The organism is Paraburkholderia nemoris, from assembly GCF_905221015.1.
GTDB classification, from domain to species: Bacteria; Pseudomonadota; Gammaproteobacteria; order Burkholderiales; family Burkholderiaceae; genus Paraburkholderia; species Paraburkholderia nemoris.
Genome location: NZ_CAJNBO010000013.1, coordinates 71,769 through 95,934 on the forward strand (window position 1 = coordinate 71,769; position 24,166 = coordinate 95,934).

General features: G+C 61.4%; 22 protein-coding genes. 11 read left to right on the forward strand and 11 right to left on the reverse strand.

What is annotated here, in order from left to right; genetic code table 11:
- The first annotated feature begins 62 nt into the window (after positions 1-62).
- Positions 63-2,627, forward strand: coding sequence for an adenosylcobalamin-dependent ribonucleoside-diphosphate reductase (locus KHO33_RS21005; RefSeq protein ID WP_200565949.1), 2,565 nt, complete (start codon positions 63-65; stop codon positions 2,625-2,627).
- A 62-nt stretch (positions 2,628-2,689) separates the two neighbouring features.
- On the opposite strand, the gene KHO33_RS21010 is transcribed toward KHO33_RS21005, so the two are convergent.
- The 4 genes from KHO33_RS21010 to KHO33_RS21025 all read right to left on the reverse strand — a co-directional run bounded on the left by KHO33_RS21010 (position 2,690) and on the right by KHO33_RS21025 (position 8,498).
- Positions 2,690-3,640, reverse strand: a complete 951-nt coding sequence (locus KHO33_RS21010) for a dimethyl sulfoxide reductase anchor subunit family protein (protein ID WP_200565950.1) — start codon at positions 3,638-3,640, stop codon at positions 2,690-2,692.
- 11 nt (positions 3,641-3,651) lie between these two features.
- Entirely contained in the window at positions 3,652-4,398 is a 747-nt protein-coding gene (locus KHO33_RS21015) for a 4Fe-4S dicluster domain-containing protein (RefSeq protein ID WP_054036437.1), read from the reverse strand.
- Positions 4,399-4,498: 100 nt separating this feature from the next.
- The gene (locus KHO33_RS21020; RefSeq protein WP_200565951.1) at positions 4,499-7,420 is read right to left on the reverse strand and encodes a molybdopterin-dependent oxidoreductase; all 2,922 of its coding nucleotides are present in this window, start codon (positions 7,418-7,420) and stop codon (positions 4,499-4,501) included.
- Positions 7,421-7,565: 145 nt separating this feature from the next.
- Positions 7,566-8,498, reverse strand: a complete 933-nt coding sequence (locus KHO33_RS21025) for a 2-hydroxyacid dehydrogenase (protein ID WP_200565952.1) — start codon at positions 8,496-8,498, stop codon at positions 7,566-7,568.
- A gap of 268 nt (positions 8,499-8,766) precedes the next feature.
- On the opposite strand from KHO33_RS21025, the gene KHO33_RS21030 reads away from it, so the two are divergent.
- Positions 8,767-10,245, forward strand: a complete 1,479-nt coding sequence (locus KHO33_RS21030; RefSeq protein ID WP_200565953.1) for a sensor domain-containing diguanylate cyclase — start codon at positions 8,767-8,769, stop codon at positions 10,243-10,245.
- Between the two features lie 79 nt (positions 10,246-10,324).
- On the opposite strand, the gene KHO33_RS21035 is transcribed toward KHO33_RS21030, so the two are convergent.
- The gene (locus KHO33_RS21035) at positions 10,325-10,627 is read right to left on the reverse strand and encodes a putative quinol monooxygenase (RefSeq protein ID WP_200565954.1); all 303 of its coding nucleotides are present in this window, start codon (positions 10,625-10,627) and stop codon (positions 10,325-10,327) included.
- A gap of 204 nt (positions 10,628-10,831) precedes the next feature.
- On the reverse strand, positions 10,832-11,155 hold the full coding sequence (locus tag KHO33_RS21040; RefSeq protein ID WP_054036538.1) for a VOC family protein: 324 nt from the start codon (positions 11,153-11,155) through the stop codon (positions 10,832-10,834).
- Between the two features lie 161 nt (positions 11,156-11,316).
- Between KHO33_RS21040 and KHO33_RS21045 the strand changes: the two genes are divergently transcribed.
- Positions 11,317-11,754, forward strand: a complete 438-nt coding sequence (locus KHO33_RS21045; protein WP_200565955.1) for a VOC family protein — start codon at positions 11,317-11,319, stop codon at positions 11,752-11,754.
- Here KHO33_RS21045 and KHO33_RS21050 read toward each other — a convergent pair.
- Positions 11,734-13,134, reverse strand: a complete 1,401-nt coding sequence (locus KHO33_RS21050) for a heavy metal sensor histidine kinase (RefSeq protein WP_200565956.1) — start codon at positions 13,132-13,134, stop codon at positions 11,734-11,736. The genes KHO33_RS21045 and KHO33_RS21050 overlap by 21 nt on opposite strands.
- The gene (locus KHO33_RS21055; protein WP_093638501.1) at positions 13,131-13,802 is read right to left on the reverse strand and encodes a heavy metal response regulator transcription factor; all 672 of its coding nucleotides are present in this window, start codon (positions 13,800-13,802) and stop codon (positions 13,131-13,133) included. The genes KHO33_RS21050 and KHO33_RS21055 overlap by 4 nt, the downstream gene beginning before the upstream one ends.
- Before the next feature lie 182 nt (positions 13,803-13,984).
- On the opposite strand from KHO33_RS21055, the gene KHO33_RS21060 reads away from it, so the two are divergent.
- The 3 genes from KHO33_RS21060 (at position 13,985) to KHO33_RS21070 (ending at position 16,120) form a co-directional block, all read left to right on the forward strand.
- A complete protein-coding gene (locus KHO33_RS21060; RefSeq protein WP_200565957.1) occupies positions 13,985-14,617 on the forward strand; it encodes a hypothetical protein in 633 nt (210 codons plus the stop codon).
- Positions 14,618-14,717: 100 nt separating this feature from the next.
- Positions 14,718-15,350 carry a cytochrome b/b6 domain-containing protein gene (locus tag KHO33_RS21065; RefSeq protein ID WP_200565958.1) on the forward strand — a complete coding sequence of 211 codons (633 nt, stop codon included), beginning with the start codon at positions 14,718-14,720 and terminating at the stop codon, positions 15,348-15,350.
- Entirely contained in the window at positions 15,347-16,120 is a 774-nt protein-coding gene (locus tag KHO33_RS21070; protein ID WP_054036452.1) for a molybdopterin-dependent oxidoreductase, read from the forward strand. The genes KHO33_RS21065 and KHO33_RS21070 overlap by 4 nt, the downstream gene beginning before the upstream one ends.
- A 20-nt stretch (positions 16,121-16,140) precedes the next feature.
- Here the strand turns inward: KHO33_RS21070 and KHO33_RS21075 are convergent, their stop codons facing one another.
- Positions 16,141-17,157 carry an AraC family transcriptional regulator gene (locus KHO33_RS21075; protein WP_200565959.1) on the reverse strand — a complete coding sequence of 339 codons (1,017 nt, stop codon included), beginning with the start codon at positions 17,155-17,157 and terminating at the stop codon, positions 16,141-16,143.
- 320 nt (positions 17,158-17,477) lie between these two features.
- On the opposite strand from KHO33_RS21075, the gene KHO33_RS21080 reads away from it, so the two are divergent.
- Together KHO33_RS21080 and KHO33_RS21085 are read left to right on the forward strand one after the other, a co-directional pair.
- A complete protein-coding gene (locus KHO33_RS21080) occupies positions 17,478-18,530 on the forward strand; it encodes an NAD(P)-dependent alcohol dehydrogenase (RefSeq protein WP_200565960.1) in 1,053 nt (350 codons plus the stop codon).
- An 898-nt stretch (positions 18,531-19,428) separates the two neighbouring features.
- Positions 19,429-20,385: a LysR family transcriptional regulator gene (locus KHO33_RS21085; RefSeq protein WP_200565961.1), complete on the forward strand. Its 957-nt coding sequence runs from the start codon at positions 19,429-19,431 to the stop codon at positions 20,383-20,385.
- Between the two features lie 37 nt (positions 20,386-20,422).
- Here KHO33_RS21085 and KHO33_RS21090 read toward each other — a convergent pair whose 3' ends face one another.
- Positions 20,423-21,568 carry a nucleoside hydrolase gene (locus KHO33_RS21090; protein ID WP_200565962.1) on the reverse strand — a complete coding sequence of 382 codons (1,146 nt, stop codon included), beginning with the start codon at positions 21,566-21,568 and terminating at the stop codon, positions 20,423-20,425.
- Positions 21,569-21,630: 62 nt separating this feature from the next.
- Here KHO33_RS21090 and KHO33_RS21095 point away from each other — a divergent pair, with 62 nt between their 5' ends.
- Positions 21,631-21,903, forward strand: coding sequence for a LysR substrate-binding domain-containing protein (locus KHO33_RS21095; RefSeq protein WP_200565963.1), 273 nt, complete (start codon positions 21,631-21,633; stop codon positions 21,901-21,903).
- 83 nt (positions 21,904-21,986) lie between these two features.
- Here KHO33_RS21095 and KHO33_RS21100 read toward each other — a convergent pair whose 3' ends face one another.
- The gene (locus tag KHO33_RS21100; RefSeq protein ID WP_200565964.1) at positions 21,987-22,934 is read right to left on the reverse strand and encodes a hypothetical protein; all 948 of its coding nucleotides are present in this window, start codon (positions 22,932-22,934) and stop codon (positions 21,987-21,989) included.
- Positions 22,935-23,059: 125 nt separating this feature from the next.
- Between KHO33_RS21100 and KHO33_RS21105 the strand changes: the two genes are divergently transcribed.
- Positions 23,060-23,905 carry a M15 family metallopeptidase gene (locus KHO33_RS21105; RefSeq protein ID WP_054036462.1) on the forward strand — a complete coding sequence of 282 codons (846 nt, stop codon included), beginning with the start codon at positions 23,060-23,062 and terminating at the stop codon, positions 23,903-23,905.
- Between the two features lie 28 nt (positions 23,906-23,933).
- On the forward strand, positions 23,934-24,062 hold the full coding sequence (locus tag KHO33_RS42635) for a hypothetical protein (RefSeq protein ID WP_266226574.1): 129 nt from the start codon (positions 23,934-23,936) through the stop codon (positions 24,060-24,062).
- Positions 24,063-24,166 lie beyond the last annotated feature (104 nt).

Here is a 24,166-nt window from a genome sequence, read left to right on the forward strand (position 1 = left end):
AATGCCCCGCATCCCATTCGAACGCGCCGCTGCCCGTCTGGCGGCAAACGAGAGGCGACACCATGGCAGAAGACACGCACGAACCCCGCGCCACAGCGGTTCTCCCCCACCAATTGGTTGCACCGCAACAATTCGCTCTGGACGTCCTGCTCGAGAAATACGCCAAAGGCGACGAGCAATCGGCCGACGACGTATTCAAACGCGTCGCCCGTGGCGTCGCCCAGGCGGAACCGGAAGCCCTGCGCGAATCGGTGGAAGCGCTCTTTGCCGACAATCTGCGGCACGGCGCGCTTGGCGCCGGGCGCATCATGAGCGCGGCGGGCACGGGCATCGCCGCCACGCTCATCAACTGCTTCGTGCAACCGGTCGGCGATGCGATTCAGGGTGTCGACGAACAGGGCCTGCCCGGCATCTACGTAGCGCTGCTGCAAGCCGCCGAAACGATGCGCCGCGGTGGTGGTGTCGGCTACAACTTCTCCGCGATCCGGCCCAAGGGGGCCCGGGTTCATACCACCAGTTCATCGGCGTCCGGACCGTGCAGCTATATGGACGTGTTCGACGCGTCGTGCCGGACCGTCGAAAGCGCCGGCTCGCGGCGTGGCGCGCAAATGGCCGTGCTCGACTGCAACCACCCCGATCTGATCGAGTTCATCGAGGCGAAGCATTCGAAAGGCCGCTGGAACAACTTCAACGTGTCGGTGGGCGTCACCGACGAATTCATGCGCGCTGTCGAAGAAGATCAGCCTTGGCAACTCGTGCACCGCGGCGAGCCGTCGCCGGCGTTGCGCGCGGCCGGCGATGTGCGGCAACGCGAGGACGGCCTGTGGGTCTATAGCGAAAAGCCGGCACGCGAGATCTGGGACCGCATCATGCGCTCCACGTACGACGTCGCCGAGCCCGGCATCGTGTTCATCTCGCGCATGAACGAGGACAACAATCTACGCGCCGTCGAAACCATCCGCGCCACCAATCCGTGCGGCGAACAACCTCTGCCGGCCTACGGCTGTTGCAATCTTGGACCGTTGAACCTCACGCGCTTCGTGGTCGATCCGTTCGCGCAAATGAAAGGCCGCAAGCCTTCGTTCGACTGGGACGGTCTCGCCAAACGCACCCGCATCCAGGTGCGCTTTCTCGACGACGTGCTCGACGTCACGCTATGGCCTCTGCAACAGCAATATGACGAGTCGCGTGCCAAGCGGCGCATCGGCGTGGGCTTCACCGGCTTAGGCGACACGCTCGTGATGCTCGGTCTGCGCTACAACTCGCAGGAAGGCCGCGACTTCGCAGTGCGCATCGCCCGGTTGATGCGCGACGAGGCCTATCGGGCGTCGGTGGAACTGGCACGCGAGCGCGGCGCGTTTGAACTGTTCGACGCGGCACGCTATCTGGAAGCAGGAACCTTCGCCTCGCGCCTGCCCGATGACATCAAGGACGCGATACGCCAGGACGGCATCCGCAACAGTCATTTGCTGTCGATCGCGCCGACGGGAACCGTCAGTCTCGCGTTCGCCGACAACGCGTCGAACGGCATCGAGCCGGCCTTCTCGTGGACCTACACGCGCATGAAGGTGATGGCCGACGGCGGCCGCGAGTCGTTCGACGTCGAAGACTACGCATATCGCCTTTATCGCGAGCTAGGCGGCGATGTGAAAAACCTGCCGGACTATTTTGTCAGCGCACTCGAAATGTCGGCACGCGACCACCTCGACATGATGGCCGCCGTGCAGCCGTACGTGGACACGTCGATCTCGAAGACGGTGAACGTGCCGGCGGACTATCCGTTCGAAGCGTTCGAAAGCCTCTACTTCGACGCATGGAAAAACGGCCTCAAGGGTCTCGCCACCTACCGTCCGAATGAAACGCTCGGCGCAGTGCTAAGCGTTAGCCCGCCGCCGCAAGCAGACGATACGCTGACCGAGACCGATCAGGATCCGCTGCGCATCGCGATCGATCACCGGCCCAAGGGTGAATTGCCGGCGATCATCGAAAAGGTCGAGTACCTGACGCAAGCCGGCAAGAAGTCGCTTTACGTGGCGGTGTCGTTCATCGAAGTGACGGGACGGCTGGGCGGTGAAGACGTCACGATCGAACGCCCCATCGAATTCTTCATTCCGACCGGGCAGCGCGACGAATCGCAGCAATGGATCACGGCGACGATGCGTTCGCTGTCGCTCGCGGCACGCGGCGGTTTTGTCGCGCGCAACCTGCAGGATATGCGCAAGGTGTCGTGGGATCGCGGGCAGGTGCGGCTCGGCGAGGTGCAGCGTCTCGACGGTCACCGCACGCCGCGCTGGCATGACTCCGAAGTGGCGGCGCTCGCCTTTGCGATCCAGCAGATTCTGCATCGTCGCGGTTTTCTCGATGCCGAAGGCAATCAGGTGCCGTCGCGCATGCTGGCGCGTTTGCCGCGCGGGCAAATGAAGGCCGAGACGGCGTTACCGGCGGATTTCGGCATCCGTCCGCCACCTGGCGAGGCTGACGAAGCCGCCTTGCTGCAACCCGGCGGCATGCAAGGCTTGCACACCATGCTCGGCAGAAAATGCGGCTCGTGTGGAGCGAATGCGGTGATTCGCAAGGATGGGTGCGACTTCTGTACCGCGTGTGGTGAAGTCGGCGCGTGCGGGTGAGTGACAGCTAGCCGCAACGCAGACGCGGCCGCCGATAGCGGACGGCCGCGCCAACCCACGCGTCATCCCACTCGCGCGTAATACAGATTCTGCGGATGCTTCGCTTCGGCGAAGAAGAACCAGCGTTCCGCCACGAGGCCGGCGTATTGCACGAGACACGCTGTGGCCAGCAAGCCGAGCGAGACGTCGATCGAATGCAAACCTGCGCCCAGCGCCATCAGCACAACCGGCAAGGCAAACGCGGCCGCGAGGAACCCCCACTTGACGCCACGCAGCGTCCCCGCCGATTTGCCGTGAAAGAACTCCCGCAGATTGAACGCGCCGGCGGTGAAGCCGCGCGAGATCTGCACGAGCTTCGGATTCTGGATGCCCGTCGCGCTTTGCACGGTGGACTTCGGCCGTAAGCGCGCATTGCGCACGAGCGACGCCGAGCGGCTCGCGCAGCCCGCTAGTGTCAACACGCAAGCACAGATCGCGAGTCCGACTGTCAGCGCGGGCGCGAACCACGCGGTCAGCGCCGTCGCCAGTGTGAAGCCGGACGCGCAACCGAGCAGCACGAAGTTGACCAGCGTAAGCGGCGTCGCCCATTCCTGCAGAAAGCGCAGGCATGCGTAGATCATCGCCGAGCAGACGAACAGCGCGGCGCTTGCCAGCACACCGAGCCAGCCTATCGCGAGCGACCACCGCGAGCCGAAGCCGTGCGCGACGCCGTAAAAAAACGCGCAGGCGAGAAACGCCGGCAGGCACAAACATTCACGCGACAACCACGACGTCCGCCACATTGCGACCGCGCGCCATGCGCGCTCCGGATGCCCGAGATGAAAGAACGAGGCGATCAGCCCAAGGCCACCCAACACGACCGACAAGCCCGCGCCGGTGACGTAGAACACATCCGCGGGCGCCGTGACGAGCCCAAGATGCGCGGCCGTCTCCACGCCGACGAGTGCGATCAGCAGACCCTGCGCCGCACCGCTCAATGTCGTGAGAAAAACCACTGAAAAAGCCGGATTCATGGCGGGGTCCTTTAGATACGCGTCGCCATCGACGCAAGATGCAGTTGGCCGTGTTCGAGTTGCGCATCAAGTGATTCGGGTGCCTCCAGAGCTACACCTTTGTCTTTGCACGAGCATGCATCGCTGCCGCAACCCGATGCCGACGTTGTGATGCGCGGCAAATAGTGGTTCGCAGGCTTCGTGTTCCACTCAGGCATCAACTGATAACCACCCCGTTCCTCAATTGCCTTCGACACCACCGACTCCGGATCGTGAATATCACCAAACAGTCGCGCTGAAGTCGGGCACGCAAGCACGCACGCCGGTTGCCGGTCGCGCTCGGAGAGGTTTTCATCGTGAATGCGATCGACACATAGCGTGCACTTGGTCATCTCCTTGCGCGCTTCGTCGAGTTCACGCGCACCGTATGGGCACGCCCACGCGCAGTATTTGCAGCCGATGCACTTGTCGAAATCGACCAGCACGAGGCCGTCTTCCTTGCGCTTGTAGCTGGCGCCGGTCGGACAAACCGGCACGCACGGCGGGTCCTCGCAGTGCAGGCACGACTTCGGAAAGTGGATCGTGTCGGCGTTTGGGTAGCTGCCGGCTTCGAAGCTCTGCACGCGATTGAAGAAGGTGCCGGACGGATCGGCGTCGTACGGATTCAGATCGGCGAGACTGCCCGACTCGCCCGACGTATTCCACTCCTTGCAACTCGTCACGCAAGCCTGGCATCCCACGCACACGTTCAGGTCGATCACTAAGGCCATCTGAGTCATTGAACGCTCCTTGCTGCTTTACCGCGTTGTTCGCGCGCTGACCGCTGTGCAGCGGTGCCCGGTTTCGCCTTGCTCGCGTGCGAATCCTGCGAATCCCGCATCACTTGCGCCCCACCGCACCACGCAGCCGTGCCGCGAATTCACCGCGCCCGGCGAAATAGGTCTGCACGACCCGCGATATCACCCCGTTCGATCCCGGCAACGCGGGCATCGCACCGAACTGCGGCAGCGTATGACGCGCGTCCGCTTCCGCCGGATAGATGCGCACGCGCACGTCGTACCACGCGGCCTGGCCTGTCACCGGGTCCGAATTCGAGAGACGCGCGGCCGCTTCGTCGCGGCCGGGCAATTCGTCGGTGATGAGGTGATTGAGCAGGAAGCCGCGCTGCGATTCGTTCGCCCCCGCGCCGAGGTTCCATGCGCCCGACGCCTTGCCGATCGCATTCCAGGTCCACACCGTCCCCGGCTCGACGGTCTCGCTAAAGCGCGCCATGCAGCGCACGCGGCCCCATTGCGATTCGGCATAGATCCAGCTGCCGTCGGCAATGCCGTTTTCGGCCGCCATCAACGGATTCATGTAGAGGTAGTTCTCGCCATGAATCTGCCGCAGCCACGCATTTTGCGAATCCCACGAGTGATACATCGCCATGGGCCGTTGCGTCACTGCGGCCAGCGGAAAACGCGTGAGATCGGTCGAATCGCTTTCGAGCGGCGCATACCAGAACGGCAGCGGATCGAAATACTTTTCGACCCGCGCCCGCAGGTGCCCGGGTGGTTGCCTGCCGCTCCTGCGGCCTTGCGCGGCGAGCCTGAACTTCTGCATGACGTCGGAGTACAACTGGATCAGGATCGGCTCGTTGAACTTGCGGAAGCCGTTTTTCACCGCCCAGTCGAGATACGGCCCGTTGCAGTTACGCATGTATTGGAGCGTCTCCGGCAAGCGGTAATGGAACACGCAGTTGTTCTTTGCATACTGTTCCCATTGCTGCGGATTCGGCTCGCCCACCAGCGCCTTGTCGCCATCCTTGCCGCGCCAGCCGATCAGAAAGCCCACGCCGGAAGTGGGCGTCGTCGTGTGATTGACGATGAAGTCGGGATAGTCGCGGAAGCGGCGCGTGCCCTCGGCCGTCGTGAAGGCGGGAAACTTCAGGCGCGAAGCCAGTTCGATCAGCACTTCCTGAAACGGCTTGCACTGACCCGTCGGCGGCACGACCGGCACGCGCACGGAATCCACCGGACCGTCGAATTCGGAGATCGGCCGGTCGAGCATCGACATCGCGTCATGCCGTTCGAGATAGGTCGTGTCCGGCAGGATCAGATCGGCGAATGCCGTCATCTCCGACTGAAACGCGTCGCACACCACGAGAAACGGAATCTTGTACTCGCCGTTCGCGTGCTTGTCGGCGAGCATCTCGCGCACCTTCATCGTGTTCATCGACGAATTCCAGGCCATATTGGCCATGAAAATCAGCAGCGTGTCGATGGGATACGGATCGCCACGCCAGGCATTGGTGATCACGCTATGCATCACGCCGTGCACGGCAAGCGGATATTCCCAGGAGAAAGCCTTGTCGATGCGAACCGGGCCGCCCTGTTCGTCGATGAACAGGTCTTCGGGCGCGGCGGGCCAGCCGAGCGGACCGGTGGCAAGCGGCGTGTTCGGCTTGACGGCGTCCGGACTGTTCGGTGGTTTCGCCGATGGCGGCACCGCGCGAGGAAACGGCGACTTATGCCGAAAGCCGCCAGGGCGGTCGATCGTGCCCAGCAGCGACATCAGCACCGCCAGCGCGCGGATCGACTGGAAGCCGTTGGAGTGCGCGGCGAGGCCACGCATCGCGTGAAAAGCGACCGGATTGCCGGTGACGGTCTCGTGCGTCTCGCCCCACGCGTCGGTCCATTGGATCGGCAGCGTGATCCGGTGATCGCGGCTGGTCTGAATCATTTCGCCGGCTAGGCGGCGAATCGTATCCGCGGCAATGCCCGTGATCTCAGCGGCCCACTCGGGCGTGCAGTCGGCCACGCGTTCGCGCAGCAAAGCGAACGACGGCGTGACCGGCGTGCCATCCGCGAGCGTATAGCGGCCGTCGAGCGCGGGCGTCACACCGGGTGCATGGTGCGGCACGGCGCGCGCGGCTGCGGCATCCCACCAGAGATGGTTCTGCGGAAACAGCGGATTGCCAACCGGCCTATCCGGATCGCGCACGAACAGGCCGAAGTTTTCGCTGGCTTCGTCGAGATCGACCAGCTCCGCCGCGTTCGTATAACGCTGCACGAACTCGTGATCCCAGGCCTCGGCTGCGATCAGTTCGTGCAGAAACGCCATGAACAGCGCGCCGTCGGTGCCGGGTTTGATGGGCACCCATTCGTCGGCAATCGCCGCATAGCCGGTGCGGATCGGATTGATTGCGATGAAGCGCCCACCCGCGCGCTTGAACTTCGAAATGGCGATCTTGAGCGGATTCGAATGATGATCTTCCGCCGTGCCGATCATGAAGAAAAGCTTGGCGCTGTCGAGATCGGGGCCGCCGAACTCCCAGAACGAGCCGCCGATCGTATAGATCATCCCAGCTGCCATGTTGGCCGAGCAGAAGCCGCCATGCGCCGCGTAATTAGGCGTACCGAACTGTTTGGCGAAGAGGCCGGTCAGCGCCTGCATCTGGTCGCGCCCGGTAAACAGCGCGAATTTCTTCGGATCGGTGGCGCGAATCGCGGCGAGGCGCTTTTCGAGCACGTCGAACGCGACCTCCCACGACACCGGCTCGAACTGCGCACTGCCCCGCTCCGCGCCCGCCTTGCGCATCAGCGGCTGGGTCAGGCGCGCGGGCGAGTACTGCTTCATGATGCCCGAGGCGCCCTTCGCACAGATCACCCCCTGGTTCAGCGGATGCTCGGGGTTGCCGTCGATATAGCGCACCTCGCCTTCCCGCAGATGCACGCGGATGCCACAGCGGCAGGCGCACATGTAGCAGGTGGTGGTCTTGATCTCGAGCCGTTCGTCCTGCGTGCGGGCGTGGTGTTCCATGCGGGATCTCCGTCGCGGCTCCGGCTGTGTCGAAGCGAGGTGGGTTCGATACCGACCATCCTATTCGCCACGAGCCTACAAGGGAAATCGCGATTTACGAGAGAAACTATCCGCTGGACTGATGGTTTCAGTTTGCCTTCAAATGTCAGATCGGCGTCAACACCGCCTCGCCAGCAAAGTGGCGTCTGGCATTGGTCAGGAAATTGTCGACCGAAGCCGTGATCGCCTCCGGCGAGCGGCCGCCCACATGCGGCGTCAGGACGACGTTGCGCAGCGTCAGCAAGGCTTCCGGCGGATGCGGCTCGCTCTCATAGACGTCGAGACCCGCGCCGGCGATCGCGCCGGTGGCAAGTGCATCCGCTAAAGCAGCGGTATCCACCACGCTGCCGCGCGAGACGTTGACCACGAAACCGTCCGGCCCGAGTGCATCCAGCACCGCCTTGTTAATCAGATGACGCGTACCGGCGCCGCCGGGCGTCGCCACCACCAGAAAGTCGCACCACTGCGCCAGACCCTGCACGCTGTCGAAATAGCGCAGCGGCGCGCCTTCGCGCGGTTTGCGGCTGTGATAGCCGATTTCCATATCGAAGCCGGCGCCACGCCGCGCGACCTTCTCGCCGATATTGCCGAGCCCGACGATGCCGAGCCGCTTGCCGGACACGTTCGGGTGCATCGGCAACGTGTCGCGCCAGGCGCCCTTGCGGGTGGCCTGATCGAGTTGCGGCACGTCGCGCACCACCGCAAGCAGCAAGGCAAACGCGTGATCGGCCACGCAATGGTCGTTGGTGCCCGCGCCGTTGACGAGCACGATGTCGCGCGAACGGGCGTGGTCGACGGCCAGGTTTTCGTAGCCGGCGCCGAGCGCGCTGACAAACTCGAGCTGCGGCATCCGATCGATTTCAGCGGCCGTCAGCCCGGTTGTGCCGTTGGTCAGTACGGCGCGGATCGTCTCGCCATGCGTGGCGATCGCGGCGGTCCGTTGGGCGCCATCGGGTGCATAGACGACGTCGAAAGCAGTCTCGACGCTGGCGCGGCTTGCGTCTTTCAAGGGGATCAGAACCAGCAGGGATGGCTTCATGACGGGTGTTTTTTCTAAAGGCGATGAGGGACGGAGGACGCGACGGGTGAGTGTAACAAGCCTCCCGCAGCCCTGCTGACGGGCGATCACGGGAGCTCGCAAGTACAAGACCCGGTTGCGAACCTGCCGCCGCGTAGCCTAAAGTCCCTGCGACTCATGCCGTTATCTTCGTGAATAGATCGGCGCCAAGAATATGCGCCATGCGTCTTTCTTTTGAGCCGAATGCAAGCCGCTTTAGAATAGCCGGAACTCCGACCACGGGAATCTCATGCAGGACACCCTCCGACGCGGCTCAGCGCCCGCCAACGACGATTCCGAAATGTTCGAACTCGCGCCTGTCTCGCTCTGGCTCGAAGACTTCAGCGGCGTGCGCGCGCTATTCGACAAATGGCGGGCAGAAGGCGTGACCGATCTGCGTGCGCATTTCGCCCAATATCCGGCCCTTGTCGCCGAATGCGCGCATAGCATCCGTGTCATCAAGGTCAATCAAAAGACCCTGACGCAATTCGAGGCCGCCGATTTCGACGCGCTCACCAGCAATCTCGCCTCCGTGTTCCGCGACGACATGCTCAAGACTCACCTCGAGGAGCTATGTCAACTGTGGGCCGGCCAGGCGCATTTCACGAGCCAGACGGTCAACTACACGCTCGGCGGACGCCGCCTCGACGTGTTGCTCAAGGGCGCCGTGCTGCCCGGCCACGAAGACCGCTGGGACCGCGTGCTCGTATCGGTCGAAGACATTACCGAACTCGAAGGCGCGCGGCATCGCGTGACGCTTGCCGAACAGTATGTGCGCGGCCTGTTCGAATATTCGCCGGTCTCGTTGTGGGTGGAAGATTTCAGCGCGGTCAAGCGTCTGCTCGACGACGCGCGCGCGGCCGGCATCAGAGATTTTCGCGTGTTTACTGACGTGCATCCCGAGTTTGTCGAGCGCTGCATGCAGGAAATCCACGTACTCGACGTGAACCAGCACACGCTCGACATGTTCGTCGCAAAAGACAAGAAAACGCTGCTGGCGCGCCTGCCGGACGTTTTCCGCGACGATATGCGGCCGCATTTCCGCGAGCAGTTGATCGATCTATGGGACGGCAAGCTGTTCCAGCAGCGCGAAGTGCTCAACTATTCGCTCGACGGCAACGAGGTGCACGTGCACCTACAGTTCTCCGTACTGCCGGGACATGAAAAGAATTGGGACCTGGTGCTGGTGGCCCTCACCGACATCACGGCGCGCAAGAAGGCCGAAGCGTATCTGGAGTTCCTCGGCAAGCACGACGTGCTGACCAAGCTGCGCAACCGCTCCTTTTACGTGGATGAACTGAACCGGCTGGAGCGTAAGGGTCCGTGGCCCGTGACGATCATCATGGCCGATCTGAACGGCCTCAAACGCGTGAACGACCAGCTCGGCCATGCGGCCGGTGACGCGCTGTTACGGCGGGCCGGCGAAGTTCTCGCCAAGGCGACGGACGCGCCGTTTCACGCGGCGCGTATCGGCGGCGACGAGTTCGCGATCTTGATGCCCGACACCGACGAGCGTGGCGGCGCCGCGATGGTCGATGCGATCCGGCAACTGGTCGATCTGAACAACCAGTTTTATCCGGGCTCGTTGCTGAGTCTTTCGATGGGTGCGGCGACATGCCAGCGCGGCGACCGTCTCGAAGCCGGCGTGCAACGCGCCGATCTGCTGATGTATGAGGAAAAGCACGCGCACTACGCGAACCGTCCGTCTGCGGACGCGTCGAGCGACTGACGCCCGACGGCATCGCACGTTGGTACGGTGTAATTCGATTGCTGAAAGGCCGCGCCGTGTCAGCGGATTGGCAGCTCAATCAGCCTGGCAATTTGGATGCCAGCACATCGAGTTTGTGGATGCTGGGCGGCGTGGCGAATAACTCGCCGGCCTTCGCCATTAGCGCAGCGGCCACCTTGCCGTTCAGATGCGCCTCGCGGCCAGCTTCGTCGGGGAAAGCGTCGAAAATGGCATAGGTGGTCGGTCCAAGCTTGAGACCGAACCAGGCGGTGGTAGCAGGCTCCTCCTCGACGAGCGGCAAGCCGCTCAGCAGAAAGGCCTCGACATCCTGTTCCTTGCCGGGTTTGGCTTCAAGACGAACGTACAGAGCAAGTTTGACCATGGCGCGACTCCGTGGGTGAAGTGAGGACAATGGATCCGCTTTGCCAGGCCGGCAAAGCGCGGTGAAAGGCATCGGCTCGTCAAGCCTCTCAGCAAGTATAGGGCGGCGGTCGTGAAGCTGTGCCGAAGAGCATGGGGGCACATCGGGTCGCGCGAGGCACCATCAGACACAGGCATTCAGCTTGCATCCGCGCAGAAAAGCATGTCAGCCTTTGTCGGTTCGTACCGCCTCGCCGTAAGTGCTGACGATCCGCCGATCCTGCTCTTCCACCGAAAACAGCTCCCATTCGAGGCCGTTTACGTCCTTGCTGCTCGAGTAACCGTCTACCGAGTCGTCCTCGAAGCCGACGTGCCGAAGCTGCCCACCTTTGTCCGGCATCTCGTTGATCGAAAAATTGAGCAGTTCGGTTCGCCACATCGCGTAACGGCCCGGCACCACGGCCGTGGGCGGCTGGCCAAGACGGGTGCTGTAATCGTCGATGGAAGCCTCGAGGCTGGTAACGGCCAAAGCAATGTGGAAGCGTTTCATAGCGGTTTTCTCGACGGTTAGGATGAGGTGTTTCATCGTATCCGCCGCGCGCCGCCGCAACCAGTTGGGCGATCATCCCGGTATCGGCATTACCGGTTTGCGCCGCAACGGTATCCGGCCCGCCCTGGGCCTGCCTGCAACACAAAAGAGGAGCGACACTGATGCTTTCCCACGTATTCGTCGGCATTACGGATTTCAAGCGCGCGTTCGGCTTTTATGGCGTGCTGATGGAAACGCTCGGACTGCGGCTCAAGTTCCGCGATGAGGATGCGTGCTGGGCTGGCTGGATGCCGGCAGACGCACCGCGGCCGCTGTTCGTGATCAGCAGGCCCCATGACGGTCGTCCTGCCACCGTTGGCAACGGCCAGATGTTGGCCCTGCTGGCCACGGACCGCATCACGGTCGATCGCGCGCATGCAGCGGCGCTCGCTCACGGCGGCGCCTGCGAAGGGCCGCCGGGTTTGCGACCGCAGTATCACGCGGACTATTACGGCGCGTACTTTCGCGATCCCGATGGCAACAAGCTCTGCGTGTGCTGCCATGCACCGGACACGACCTCGGCCACGCAGCCCGTTAAACTAAGCGCCTGGAAAGCGTAATTCGAAGCGCACCACGCCTGGCACCGGACACACCACGCGCGCCGTGCCACCGTGCAGATGCATGATCGCCTTGACGATCGCGAGTCCCAGCCCGCTCGACTCGGTGAACTCGCTACGCGCCGCATCTCCGCGGTAGAAACGATCGAACAGACGGTCCAGTTGCTCGCCAGGAATCGGCGCACCGTCGTTTTCCACCACCACGGTCGCGCCCTGCTCGTCCTGTGTGCCGCTCAAGCGCACTACCGTATCGCCCGCGCCGTATCGCACCGCATTCACGACAAGATTGTTGATCGCCCGCCGGCATAGCATCGGATTGGCCGACACCACGCCCTGAGCCTCGACGGTAAAGCGCATGCCGCGTTCATCGGCGGGGCCTTCGAAATAGTCTGCGATCCTGACGAGTTCATCGCGCAGATTGACCGGCTCACGATCGATGGACAGCGCCGCATGGTCCGCGTGCGCGAGAAACAGAATGTTCTCCGCGATGTGGCTCAAACGGCTCAACTCCTCGAGATTCGATTCGAGCAGTTGCTGATATTCATCGACGTCGCGCGGTTTGGCTAGCGTGACCTGGGTCTGGCCAATCAAGGCGCCTACTGGTGTACGAATTTCATGCGCCAGATCGGCGGAGAACTGAGAGAGGCGCTGGTAACCATCGGCAAGACGGTCGAGCATGGCGTTGAACGCATGCGTGAGCTGGCGTAGTTCGACCGGCGCGGCCTCGCTGTCGAGCCGCACCGACAAACTCGCCGGACTGATCTGCGCCGCCCGCGTGGCGATCTCGCGCACTGGCCGCAACGCGCGGCGCAGCACGTAATAGGCGAGCAACGTAGCAGCCAGCATGCCGGTCAGCGTGGCCAGCACGATGCGATTGCGGTAGGCGGCCAGCATCCGCACCTCCTGGGTCATCGGATGCGCGGCAATCACCTCGACTTCGCTGCCATCCTCACGCGCTTTGACGGTAGCGATCGCCCAATGAACCGGCACGCCGTCCGGCAGCATGGTCTGGCGGATGTCCGAAAGCGTCGGCAAGTGGTCCACGGTGCCAGCCTGCAGCGCGGGCACCGCGACATTGGCGGGGTTCACGTCGATAAACGGCGCTTCGCCCGGACGGCGAAACAGCAGCACGTCCTGCTCCGCGCCGAGCATCGTCTCGAACAGCAACGGCCGGCTCTTCAATTCGCTGACGGAATAGAGATCGTGCACGATGCGGCTGAAATGCTCGACACGGCCGGTGAGCACCACGTCCGCGCGGCGCTGCAAGGACAGCTCGGCGGAGTGGTAGAAATACATGCCCAACGTGCCGATCACCACGCACGCGATCGAGGCGAACAGCACCGTGGTGCGAGCCGTCAACGAACGTTCGGTCCACAGTTTCATGCGCCGTCGCCGAACGTGTAGCCGATGCTGCGCACCGTATGAATCAGCTTCTTTTCAAACGGATGATCGATCTTCGCGCGCAACCGTTTGATCGCCACGTCGACCACGTTGGTGTCGCTATCGAAGTTCATATCCCACACTTCCGAGGCGATCTGCGTACGTGACAACGCCTCGCCCTGGCGGCGCACCAGCAGATGCAACAGCATGAATTCCTTATTGGTCAGCGGAATCTCGACGCCTTCGCGCGTCACCTTGCGGCGCAGCACGTCGAGCTTGAGGTCGGCGATCTCGAACACATCACTTTCGCGGATCACGCCGCGGCGCAGCAGCGTGCGGATGCGCAACACCAGCTCGGTGAACGAGAAGGGCTTGACGAGGTAATCGTCGGCACCGAGTTCGAGGCCGCGAATGCGGTCGCTGACGTGATCGCGCGCGGTCAGGAAAATGACCGGCAGATCGCGCCGCGCCCGCAGCGCACGCATGATTTCCCAGCCGTCGATACCGGGCAGCATCACGTCCAGCACCACGAGGTCATACGCGTGCTCGAGCGCCATGTGCAGCCCGTCGGTGCCGGTTCGCGCAAGGTCGACCGCGTAGCCGCTTTCGCGCAGGCCTTTTTTCAGGTAGTCGCCGGTTTTCGGGTCGTCTTCGATGACGAGGATGCTCATTGCCTGGTTTCCGCCCCCGAGCGCCGCCGTGGGCGTGGGTCATGAATGTGGACGTGGATATGGCGGCCATTCTACGTGGCTGCGGCGCGCCGTTCATGACGTTTTTGTCATCCGTCTGTCACTTGGCGGAGCCGATCGCGCGCCTAACCTGACGCTATCTTTCACCCACCCAGAGCAGACTCATGAAGATTGTCTCCGCTAATGCGATGCGCGCCTTCGTTGCCCCCGCGCTCGTCGCCGCTTCATTGTTCGCAGCAGGACCCGCCGCACAAGCTCAGACCGCGGCGCCCACCGGCGTACGTGGCACCGTGACCTCGCTCTCGGGCGACGTGCTCAAGGTCCACACCCGCGACGGCAAAGACGTCGACGTGAAGCTCGCCAAAGACACGCCGATTCGCGGCGTGACGATTGCCGACGTGAACGACATCAAGCCGGACAGCTATGTCGGCACCGCCGCGATCCCGCAGCCCGACGGCTCGCTGAAGGCGCTCGAAGTGCACGTATTCCCCGCCAGCATGCGTGGCTCCGGCGAAGGTCATCGCCCGTGGGACCTCGGTACGAACAGCACGATGACCAACGGCACGGTCGGCTCGCTGGTGGTTAGCAACGGCCGCACGATCACCGTCAAGTACAAGGACGGCGAAAAGAAAATCGTGATTCCGCAAGACGTGCCTATCGTCGCGCTCGAACCCGGTGACCGCGCGCTGCTGGTGCCGGGCGCGAAGGTTGTGCTGTTTGCCCATAAGGAAGCCGACGGCTCGATGGCGGCGAATTTCATCTCCGCGGGCGAGCACGGTGTAACGCCGCCGATGTAATACGGCGTTTCTTCGACCGTTCGCTTTTTAAGCCATTCGAACAGCCGCGTGCCTCAATGACGCGGCTTTCATATTTTTCCTTGTTTTATCACCGATGACCATGGCCGAACCGCAAGCGCGCTTCATCGTTCACCCACTCGTCGTACGAATCACGCACTGGATCAACGCGTTTGCCATGGTCTGCATGGTGATGAGCGGCTGGGCGATCTATAACGCGTCGCCCTTCTTTCCGTTCAAGTTTCCGGTGTGGGCGACCGTCGGTGGCTGGCTGGGCGGCTCTATTGCGTGGCATTTTGCGGCCATGTGGCTGTTGTGCGCGAACGGCCTGCTGTATCTGGTGTATGGCATCGGGCGCGGGCATTTCCGGCGCAAGCTGTTACCCGTCTATCCGCGCGACGTCGTACACGATGCCGCATTAGCGATGCGCTTCAAGCTGCCGCACGATACGGGCAAATACAACGCGGTGCAGCGCGCGCTCTATCTCTTCGTATTGTTCCTTGGCGTGCTGCTGGTCGCGTCCGGACTTTCAATCTGGAAGCCGGTGCAATTTTCATGGCTTACCGCACTATTCGGTGGTTTCGATTTCGCGCGTCGCGTGCATTTTGTCGCGATGGCGGGCGTGGTGGGCTTTGTCGTCGTGCATCTGGCGCTGGTGCTATTGGTGCCGCGCACGTTGCTGCCGATGTTGACCGGCCGCGCCCGACTGTCCACGCACGAAAGGAGCGAGGCATGAGCGACGCAGAACGCAAAGACTCGCGCGGCACGCGCATTGTCCTCGCTGACCACAAACCGCAAATCGAACGATTGCAACGGCGCCTGTTCCTGCGCTCGTCACTTTCGATCGGCGCGCTGGCGATGCTCTCGGGCTGCAACATGCAGGACGGCGATTCGGTCGACAAGGTCCTGTGGGCCATGTCGCGCTGGAACGATCGCGTGCAGGGGTGGCTATTCGATCGAAACAAGCTCGCGCCGACCTATTCGGCGAAAGAAATCACCGATCCGTTCCCCTTCAACGCGTTCTATCCGGAGTTCGACGCGCCGGATATCGACGGCTCGACGTATCAACTGGAAGTGTCGGGTCTGGTGTCGGACAAGCGCACGTGGAATCTCGATCAACTGCGCGCGTTGCCCCAGGCCTCACAGATTACGCGGCACATCTGCATCGAAGGATGGAGCGCGATCGGGCAATGGCGTGGTGTGCCGTTTCGCACGTTCCTCGAACGTATCGGCGCCGATCTGAGCGCGCGCTATGTCGGCTTCAAATGTGCGGACCGTTATTACTCGAGCCTCGACATGGCGACGGCCTTGCATCCGCAAACCCAGCTCACGCTCGACTTCCGCGACGCGCCGCTGCCGGCCAAATACGGCTACCCGCTGAAGCTGCGCGTGCCGACCAAGCTGGGCTTCAAGAATCCGAAGCACATCGCGGCGATTTTCGTGACCAACACGAACCCTGGCGGCTATTGGGAAGACCAGGGGTACAACTGGTTTAGCGGGCTATAACGCTTCCTGAGAACGCGCGCTTATACCGCGGTCACATAGCGCGGGACCGGCTTGACCACGCGCGGCGGCGGCGGTGCATCGTACACGGTGCGCATGCGCTTGACTTCATCAACCGGGCTCAGGCCGAACAGACGCTTGAACTCGCGGCTGAATTGCGACGCACTTTCGTAACCGACGCGTGCCGCGGCCGCACCGGCATTCAGACCATCGTGCGCCATCAGCAAACGCGCGTGATGCAAACGCGTGGTCTTCACGTATTGCATCGGCGAGGTCGCCGTCACAGCCTTGAATTGCGCATGAAAGACGGCGAGACTCATGCCCGCTTCAGAGGCAAGCGTATCGACGTCGAGTTGCCCCTGATAGTCGGCGTGGATACGCCTTAACGCCTTGGCGATGCGGCCGAAATGATTCTGATGCGTGAGCGCCGCGCGAATCGCATCGCCCTGCTCGCCCGTCAACACGCGATAACAGATTTCGCGGACCACGCCTGGCACCAGAATCCGCGCATCGAGCGGTGAGGCCAACGCGTCCATCAAACGCTGCACGGCATTGGAGAGGGCCGGGTCGAGCGGCGTCGAATAAATGCCGAGCGGCTCGTTTTGCGTCGCGCCCTGCGTTTCGTTCAGCGCCATCAGCAACTCGGCCACCATGGTCAGATCGACGCGTACCGAAATCGCGAGGAACGGCTCTTCCGGACTCGCCTCGGTTTCGCATTCGAACGGCAGCGGCACCGACAGCACCAGGTATTGCTGTGCGTCGTACTGGAACACCTGATCGCCGAGAAAACCGCGCTTGCGCCCCTGACAGACGATCACGATGCTCGGCTCGTACATCACGGGCATACGCGGCATCGGACTATTGGCGCGCAACAGGTTGACGCCTTCGAAGCTCGAACGCGTCATGCCCGGTTTGGGCGCAAGCAAATCGAACAGGTCGACCAGACGCTGCTGGGCGGAATCGGTGGGGCCGCCAGCGGACTGGCCGCGCTCGGCCGGATCATGAGTGACCGAGGCGGCTTCAACGGAACGGATTGACATGACGGTATAGTGACGTGCAAGAGAATAATGCTTGAAATTTAGCACCAAACGACCTACTGCGCTCACCGCCAGGAGTTTTAGGCAAATCTTCAAGACATTCAGGTATTCCCCGGTTCGTTCTTGGCCCCTACTATGGGAACCCTACCGGATCATCTATTTCCACGCTGCGCCGGGCTCGGTTATCCGTACACCGTTTCGGTGAATGCGTCGACCACCGCCTGCGCCCTGATCCCGGTTCATGACAAGGTTTGGCCGCATCGGCGACACGCGTCGCCCATTGCCGGCGCCTTGCGACATCACCCTCTTTGCTGGAGTTACCCATGAGCACGACTTACGCCTATGCAGCGACCGACGCGACTGCGCCGCTCGCTCCGTTCGAAATCCAGCGCCGCGAACTGCGCGCCCATGACGTGCAGATGGAAGTCCTGTTTTGCGGTGTGTGCCATTCCGACTTGCATCAGGCACGCAACGAATGGAAGAACACGGTGTTCCCGGTGGTGCCGGGCCATGAAATCGTCGGCCGCGTGACGGCGGTCGGTCCGGACGTGACGAAGTACAAGACAGGCGATCTGGTGGGCGTGGGATGCCTGGTCGATTCGTGCCGTACGTGTGCGAGTTGCGAGGAAGGTCTCGAGCAGTATTGCGAAAACGGTTTTGTCGGCACGTACAACGGTGTGGACCGGGTTGACGGTCAGATCACTTACGGCGGTTACTCGACGCAACTGGTAGTAGATGAAGCATTCACGCTGCGCGTGCCGGAGAACCTCGACCCGGCGGGTGTGGCGCCGTTGCTATGCGCGGGTATCACGACGTATTCGCCGCTGCGCACGTGGGGCGCCGGTCCTGGCAAGAAGGTCGGGATTGTCGGCCTTGGCGGCCTGGGTCACATGGGCGTGAAGCTGGCCCGTGCGATGGGCGCACATGTCGTGTTGTTCACGACGTCCCCGTCGAAGATTGAAGATGCCAAGCGGCTTGGTGCGCATGAGGTTGTCATTTCAAAGAATGCTGAGGAGATGGGCGCACATGCCAATAGCTTCGATTTCATTCTGAATACGGTGGCTGCGCAGCATGATTTGAATCCGTTTTTGAATCTGCTCAAGCGCGATGGGACGATGACGCTGGTTGGAGCGCCGGAGCATGACCATCCGTCGCCGCAGGTGTTCAATCTGATCTTTAAGCGCCGCAGGCTGGCTGGGTCGTTGATTGGCGGGATTGCTGAGACGCAGGAAATGCTGGATTTTTGCGGCGAGCATGGGATTACTTCGGATATTGAGGTGATTCCTATGCAGGGGATTAATGACGCTTATGAACGGATGCTTAAGAGTGATGTTAAGTATCGGTTTGTTGTTGATCTGGATTCCTTAAGGAAGTGATTTTGTTTTTGCCTTTGCGGCGGCATTGGCCGTGTTCTTAGGGCTTTGGCCTTTTCCTTGATCTGGATTTGGTGCCTTTCCTTGTTCTGGTTTTGGTGCCTTTCCTTGAATTGTTAGTGGTCTATTAGCGTTGCCCCTGTGCGGGGCGGCACTTACTTCTCTTTGCCGCCGCAAAGAGAAGTAAGCAAGAGAAAGCGGCTAGAAGCCCCTGCTAAGTGGGCACCGTGGTCTGCTACGGGTAGTGGTGCGACTGGAATCCGTGTCCTTCCGCGTTCCACGTTAGTGACAAAGGGCTCATCAGCTCCCACTCCGCACTGCGTGCGTCGCGGACGGGTCTGCAGGGGAAACCACCGGCTTCGGTTTTGGTTTGTGGGGCCGTCGGCTTCGCCTCGGCGACGCGCTGTCGCACTCGTGGGCGAACCCCACTTCAAATAAATATCGATCACTCGCAGTGGCGATGCAATAACGAGTCGTGGTGCAGTAAAAACGCGAGAGCCCAAACCCAAGGGCTCAACCGCGGGAGCACCAACGCCAGCACCAAACGTAGCGGGTGGTTTTAAGAAGTACTCTTCGGCGCGCGCAGCGCCGCCGGAAGTATGACGCCCTTGTCACAAACACCTGCACGGCACGAACACAGATTCCAGATGCACCACTACCGTGAGCGAGCTGCGGGACCCGCTTAGCAGGGGCTTCTAGCCGCTTTCTTTTGCCTACTTCTCTTTGCGGCGGCAAAGAAAAGTAGGTGCCCCCGCGCACAGGGGGAACGCTAATAGACCACTAACAATTCAAGGAAAGGCACCAAAGCCAGAACAAGGAAAGACCAAAGCCCTAAGAACACGGCCAATGCCGCCGCAAAAGGCAAAAAAACAACCCTCTCTCACCAACAGGAGTTTGCATCGTGATTGACAGAATAACTGCAATGCGGACATTCATCCGAATCGTGGACACCAACAGCTTCACCCGCGCAGCGGAATCCCTCAACATCCCCCGCGCGACAGCGACAACCATCGTCCAGAATCTCGAAGCGCTGCTAGGCACCGCCCTCCTAACCCGCACGACGCGGCGCCTGAGCATCACGCCAGAAGGCGCAGCCTACTACGAACGCTGCGCGCAAATCCTCGCCGACATCGACGAAATGGAAGCGAGCCTCCGTCACGCAACAGACAACCTGACCGGCCGCCTGCGCATAGAAATGCCCGGCGCGGTAGCGAGCACCATCGTCCTCCCAGCACTGGAGGACTTCCACACCCGCTATCCGAATCTCGATCTCGCCATCGGCATCAGCAACCGCACGGTCGACCTGATCTCGGAAGCCATCGACTGCAGCATTCAGCTAGGTGAATTGCCCGACTCGAATCTGATCGCGCGGCAATTGGGCACCCTCGAGCACGTGACATGCGCAAGCCCGGCTTATCTGGCCCGACATGGCACGCCCGTCGACCTCGACGATCTGCGCGGACACGCCGCCGTCAATTGCATGTCACCGCATAACGGCCGCGAAGTCGACTTCGACTTCGAAGTGGACGGCGAAGCTCAAAACGTCAAGGTCAGAGGCTTCGTTAAAGTCAGCGACGAGCAGGCTTATCTCACCTGCGGACTGCAAGGCCTGGGGCTGATCCAGCCCGCACGAATCGCCGCACAGCCCTACCTCGATTCGGGACTGTTGCGCGAAGTACTGCCGCAATGGAAACCCGCGCCGATGCCGGTCTCGGTCGCGTATGTGAAAAACCGTCGGGTGTCGCCGCGCGTTCGGGCTTTCGTCGACTGGCTTGCGGAGTTGTTCGAGCAGACCGAACACGTCGATCAGGACCTGTCGCGAGTGCGTCAGTTGTTGCGTGGCCTGCATCCCGCTTGAGGCGGGTTTCATGCAGGCCCGCAACATCACGGATACGTTAGTTCGGTAGTGTCACCGGCACCGGACGTGTCAGCAGATCAACGTAGAAATTGAAAAAAGTCGGATTGTCGAAGCGTTTCACCACTGTCATCTTCTGCAAACCCGCCGGCCGCGAACTGGTGTAACCAGTCGACTTGCCGTCATTGGCGCCGAAGCTCATATCCACATCCACCCATTCATCCACCGTCTGCGTCGCGAACGACGGATGCATTAGATACGCCAGCGTCAGCGTGTCCCAGATATTCGTGGTGTAGTTCGGATTCGTTTCAAAACCGTTCTTCCCGTCGAAACCATAGCCGTTCAAGGTCTTGAATAGTTGCGTGATGATGGTCTGTTTGTTCGGATCGTGCGCAACGCGGTCGTACAGCGCTTTGTCCATCTTCACGGTGTCCGTCACGTCGAGCGGAATCACCACCTGTTTGATCGGCAGGCGCAACACAGTCTTCGCGGCTTCCGGATCGAACCACCAGTTGAATTCGGCTGTGGGTGTCGTGTTGCCAGGCACGTCGATCGCACCACCCATATAGATGATCTGTTTGATCAGCGGCACGATCTCAGGGTGCTGACGCGTGGCGAGCGCGATGTTGGTCAGCGGGCCGATCGCCAGAATCGTCACCTCGCCAGGATATTGCTTCACCGAATCGACGATGAAATCCACCGCGCTCTTGCCCTGCACTTTTGTGTGCGTAGCGAAGCCGTCCGGTGGTGCAACGAGGTCGCCGTCCGATTTCGGCTCGGGCGTATTCCACGCGCCGAGATAGCCGTCGCCGCCCGGGAATTGCTTCTGCTCGGCCTGGATGGTGGCGAAATCATGCGATAACGCATAATTGGCGCCCGCATAGACGCCGATCTGATTTTCAACGCCAAGACGCTCAACCGATTTCAATGCATCCGCTACGCCCTGCTTCAACCATTGATTGCCGGAGACCACCGTAATACCCAATACTTTCAGTGAGCCTTGCGCCTGCAATTGCGCAGCCATTACGCCGAGCTGCCCGTCGTCGCTCAGTGTGTTGTAGTCGCTGTCGATAATCACTTTGGGTGGATTCGTCTGCGCACGGATATCGTTGCCGCCACACGCAGAGAGCGCCGAGACGGCCACCACGCTTGCCACGCAGGTCAACGCCACGAAAAGTCCCTTCACCGATGTCTCCTTTTTGTGCAGTCATACCGCTCGAATAAGCGGGTTCATCATAGACGTAATATGTGCCGCCGCTCGTGCCTGAGTTTCTTGCGAATCATCCCGCCATTGCGCTCGACATCGTTCTGGCCGATCAGGTGGTGGACCTGCTTGAACAGTGCGCTGATATCGCACCGCGCAGCGGTCCGCTGAAGAATTCACAACTGGTAGCGCGCAAGCCGGGCGACGCGGAGCAACGCAGGATCGAAGTACCAGTGGAAGATAATGCTCAGGTCGGCGATGGTGGAACGAATGCGCGTCGAGTGACGCGCATCGCTAGCTGTGAAGCCGCAGATTGACAGCTAGCGATGCGACAGCGAATGTGAATTGCGTGGACCGCATGTGCCGCGAGTCACGAAGACGCGCAGCACATTACGCGAACTTACGGCTGACGTGCCTGCGGCGCAGCCCCCGGACAAGCGGGGTCTTTACCCCAATGCCCGTCGCACACGCGCCAGCGGCACAACTGGTCTTCAAAGAAGCCGCGTTGCCCGCACTCTTTCACGCGTTCGGCCAGCTTGGCGTTCCCAGGCGCAGCCGATGCACTGACCTTGGTGGCCGTGCTGCCGTCTGCCGCTTTCGCGTCAGCCGGTTTGGTGCGCGCCACGAGTGCAGCCAATAGATCGGCATCCGAATCATCTTTCGAAGCATTACCGGCAGGGCGCGATTTCTTCGTTTGAGCGACCGCGGTCGGCGCGCTCGCGTGATGATTGCTTGCGCTCGCGCTTTCCTTCTTGCTGTGCGCCGCTGTGTCGTGTTTCGCATTGCTGGCGACAGCCGTGGAGGAGCTCTTACCGTGCTTTGCCGCCGGCACCGTGACCGCCGACGCAGCCGTTGCGGACGCAACCGGTGTAGACGCGGTGCTCGGCTCAGCGCCATCGGCAAGCGCGCGCGATAAGCGGTTTTCATCGCCACTGGCAGGCGCACTCGCGGATGCCTGTGGCGCCTTGTTGTCGCTGTCGTCAGCAACGATCGTGGCCGCTTGTGACGACGCTGCAACCGGCGCCTCCGCTTTCGCAGTGACCTGCGGCGCACCGCTCGCGGCGGACGCCGGCACCGCAGCTTTCGCGGCGTTCGCAGGCGTGGCTGAGGCCAACGACTCCGTCTGCACACGCTGCTGCATATGCCACGCGCCCCAGCCGCCGGCCGCGATCACCAGCAAGGCGACCAGCAGCAGCGGCGTTTTGGACCGGCGTGGTTTATCGGTAGGCGGCTCGACGCGGCCTTCCAGATTCGCGAGAATTCGCGAACCATTGCCATCGGCGCCCTTAGCCTTATCGGATAACAGGCTAGGTGGGGCTTTGGAATTCGAACTTTCCGGCGCACTCATTCACTGTCTCATTGAATCCTGGATTATTTCGCCGTGATAATACCGTTCCGGCTCCTCTCCGAGCAGGCCTGATTCTAAGAGCAAGCATTACAAAATACAATTGTTTCCAATTTCCGGGGTCGACTTTGATTGCCGTAGTACTTCTCGCCTATTTCGCCTTCGCCGTTGTGATCGCCGCAATGCTGCTATTGCCGGCGGTACGCGCCTCTTTATTAGGCGCCGCACTCGCCATTCACGGCCGCGTTATGCGCGGAGCATCTCAAGGTGCTTCACGTGCTCGCGGTCAATTAGTACGTTCGGCAAAAATTTCGCAATCGACTGCAGTCGATATGCAAAAGTTACTGGCAAAGCGGCGCTTGCTGATTTTTACCACCACAGGTATTCTTGCGACGCCGCCATTGGTGGCATTGGCTTTACGCGGCAGGCAATTATTCCAATTCGATGACACTGCACGGGTACCGGATGAGAAAATTGCCGCGTTATTGAATGGCGAACAGCTCGTGCCCCCGCCGCCGCTGCCGCCCGAGGTATTTGCAACGCAGGAAGTGGAGCAGATTCGGCCCGCGCTGAAAGACGCGAGCCGCGACTGGAATTTGCTCGACGCCGATTTCAGAACGCGTTTATTGCTCGTTTACAAAATCATGCACGAGCAGTACGGGTATGAAATGGCATTGCTGGAAGGTTATCGCAGTCCGGAGCGGCAAAACCGCCTGGCGCAAATGGGGGGCAACGTCACCAATGCCGCAGCGTTTCAAAGCTATCACCAATACGGTCTTGCCGCGGACAATGCGTTTTTGCGCGACGGCAAGCTCGTCATTTCAGAAAAAGATCCCTGGGCCATGCGAGGCTATCAGTTATACGGACAGACGGCCGAACAGGTCGGCCTGACGTGGGGTGGCCGTTGGAAATTGATGGATCTCGGGCACGTTGAATATCACAAACCCGGCTTCGTCCTGGGGCGTGGTCATTAAGGCGAAGTGGGCAATAAAGAGGTTGGCAATGGGGCGTTCAAGCAAATTTTCTGGCAAAAGTCGGCAATGCCGCCTGCATAACGGCATTCGTCCCATCGCCATCGGCGAAACATTCCACGGCGGATTTAACAATCCGGCCGCATTCACCTTCGCCTGAATATGCTTTCGATTTATTTCAAACGCGGCGCTGGCAGACTTTGCCCGCGCTCGCACCATGCTGTTTGTCACACACGCGCCACAACACACATCACCAAGACCTGA

Excerpts from the sequence above, each read along its gene's own strand:
- KHO33_RS21070 (WP_054036452.1), top strand. The coding sequence starts at position 15,347 with ATGAGCGACGCAGAACGCAAAGACTCGCGCGGCACGCGCATTGTCCTC.
- KHO33_RS21025 (WP_200565952.1), bottom strand. The coding sequence starts at position 8,498 with ATGAAGCCATCCCTGCTGGTTCTGATCCCCTTGAAAGACGCAAGCCGC.
- KHO33_RS21050 (WP_200565956.1), bottom strand. The coding sequence starts at position 13,134 with ATGAAACTGTGGACCGAACGTTCGTTGACGGCTCGCACCACGGTGCTG.
- KHO33_RS21035 (WP_200565954.1), bottom strand. The coding sequence starts at position 10,627 with ATGGTCAAACTTGCTCTGTACGTTCGTCTTGAAGCCAAACCCGGCAAG.
- KHO33_RS21045 (WP_200565955.1), top strand. The coding sequence starts at position 11,317 with ATGCTTTCCCACGTATTCGTCGGCATTACGGATTTCAAGCGCGCGTTC.
- KHO33_RS21040 (WP_054036538.1), bottom strand. The coding sequence starts at position 11,155 with ATGAAACGCTTCCACATTGCTTTGGCCGTTACCAGCCTCGAGGCTTCC.
- KHO33_RS21100 (WP_200565964.1), bottom strand. The coding sequence starts at position 22,934 with ATGAGTGCGCCGGAAAGTTCGAATTCCAAAGCCCCACCTAGCCTGTTA.
- KHO33_RS21020 (WP_200565951.1), bottom strand. The coding sequence starts at position 7,420 with ATGGAACACCACGCCCGCACGCAGGACGAACGGCTCGAGATCAAGACC.
- KHO33_RS21060 (WP_200565957.1), top strand. The coding sequence starts at position 13,985 with ATGAAGATTGTCTCCGCTAATGCGATGCGCGCCTTCGTTGCCCCCGCG.
- KHO33_RS21030 (WP_200565953.1), top strand. The coding sequence starts at position 8,767 with ATGCAGGACACCCTCCGACGCGGCTCAGCGCCCGCCAACGACGATTCC.
- KHO33_RS21065 (WP_200565958.1), top strand. The coding sequence starts at position 14,718 with ATGGCCGAACCGCAAGCGCGCTTCATCGTTCACCCACTCGTCGTACGA.
- KHO33_RS21005 (WP_200565949.1), top strand. The coding sequence starts at position 63 with ATGGCAGAAGACACGCACGAACCCCGCGCCACAGCGGTTCTCCCCCAC.
- KHO33_RS21080 (WP_200565960.1), top strand. The coding sequence starts at position 17,478 with ATGAGCACGACTTACGCCTATGCAGCGACCGACGCGACTGCGCCGCTC.
- KHO33_RS21075 (WP_200565959.1), bottom strand. The coding sequence starts at position 17,157 with ATGTCAATCCGTTCCGTTGAAGCCGCCTCGGTCACTCATGATCCGGCC.
- KHO33_RS42635 (WP_266226574.1), top strand. The coding sequence starts at position 23,934 with ATGGGGCGTTCAAGCAAATTTTCTGGCAAAAGTCGGCAATGCCGCCTG.
- KHO33_RS21055 (WP_093638501.1), bottom strand. The coding sequence starts at position 13,802 with ATGAGCATCCTCGTCATCGAAGACGACCCGAAAACCGGCGACTACCTG.
- KHO33_RS21015 (WP_054036437.1), bottom strand. The coding sequence starts at position 4,398 with ATGACTCAGATGGCCTTAGTGATCGACCTGAACGTGTGCGTGGGATGC.
- KHO33_RS21010 (WP_200565950.1), bottom strand. The coding sequence starts at position 3,640 with ATGAATCCGGCTTTTTCAGTGGTTTTTCTCACGACATTGAGCGGTGCG.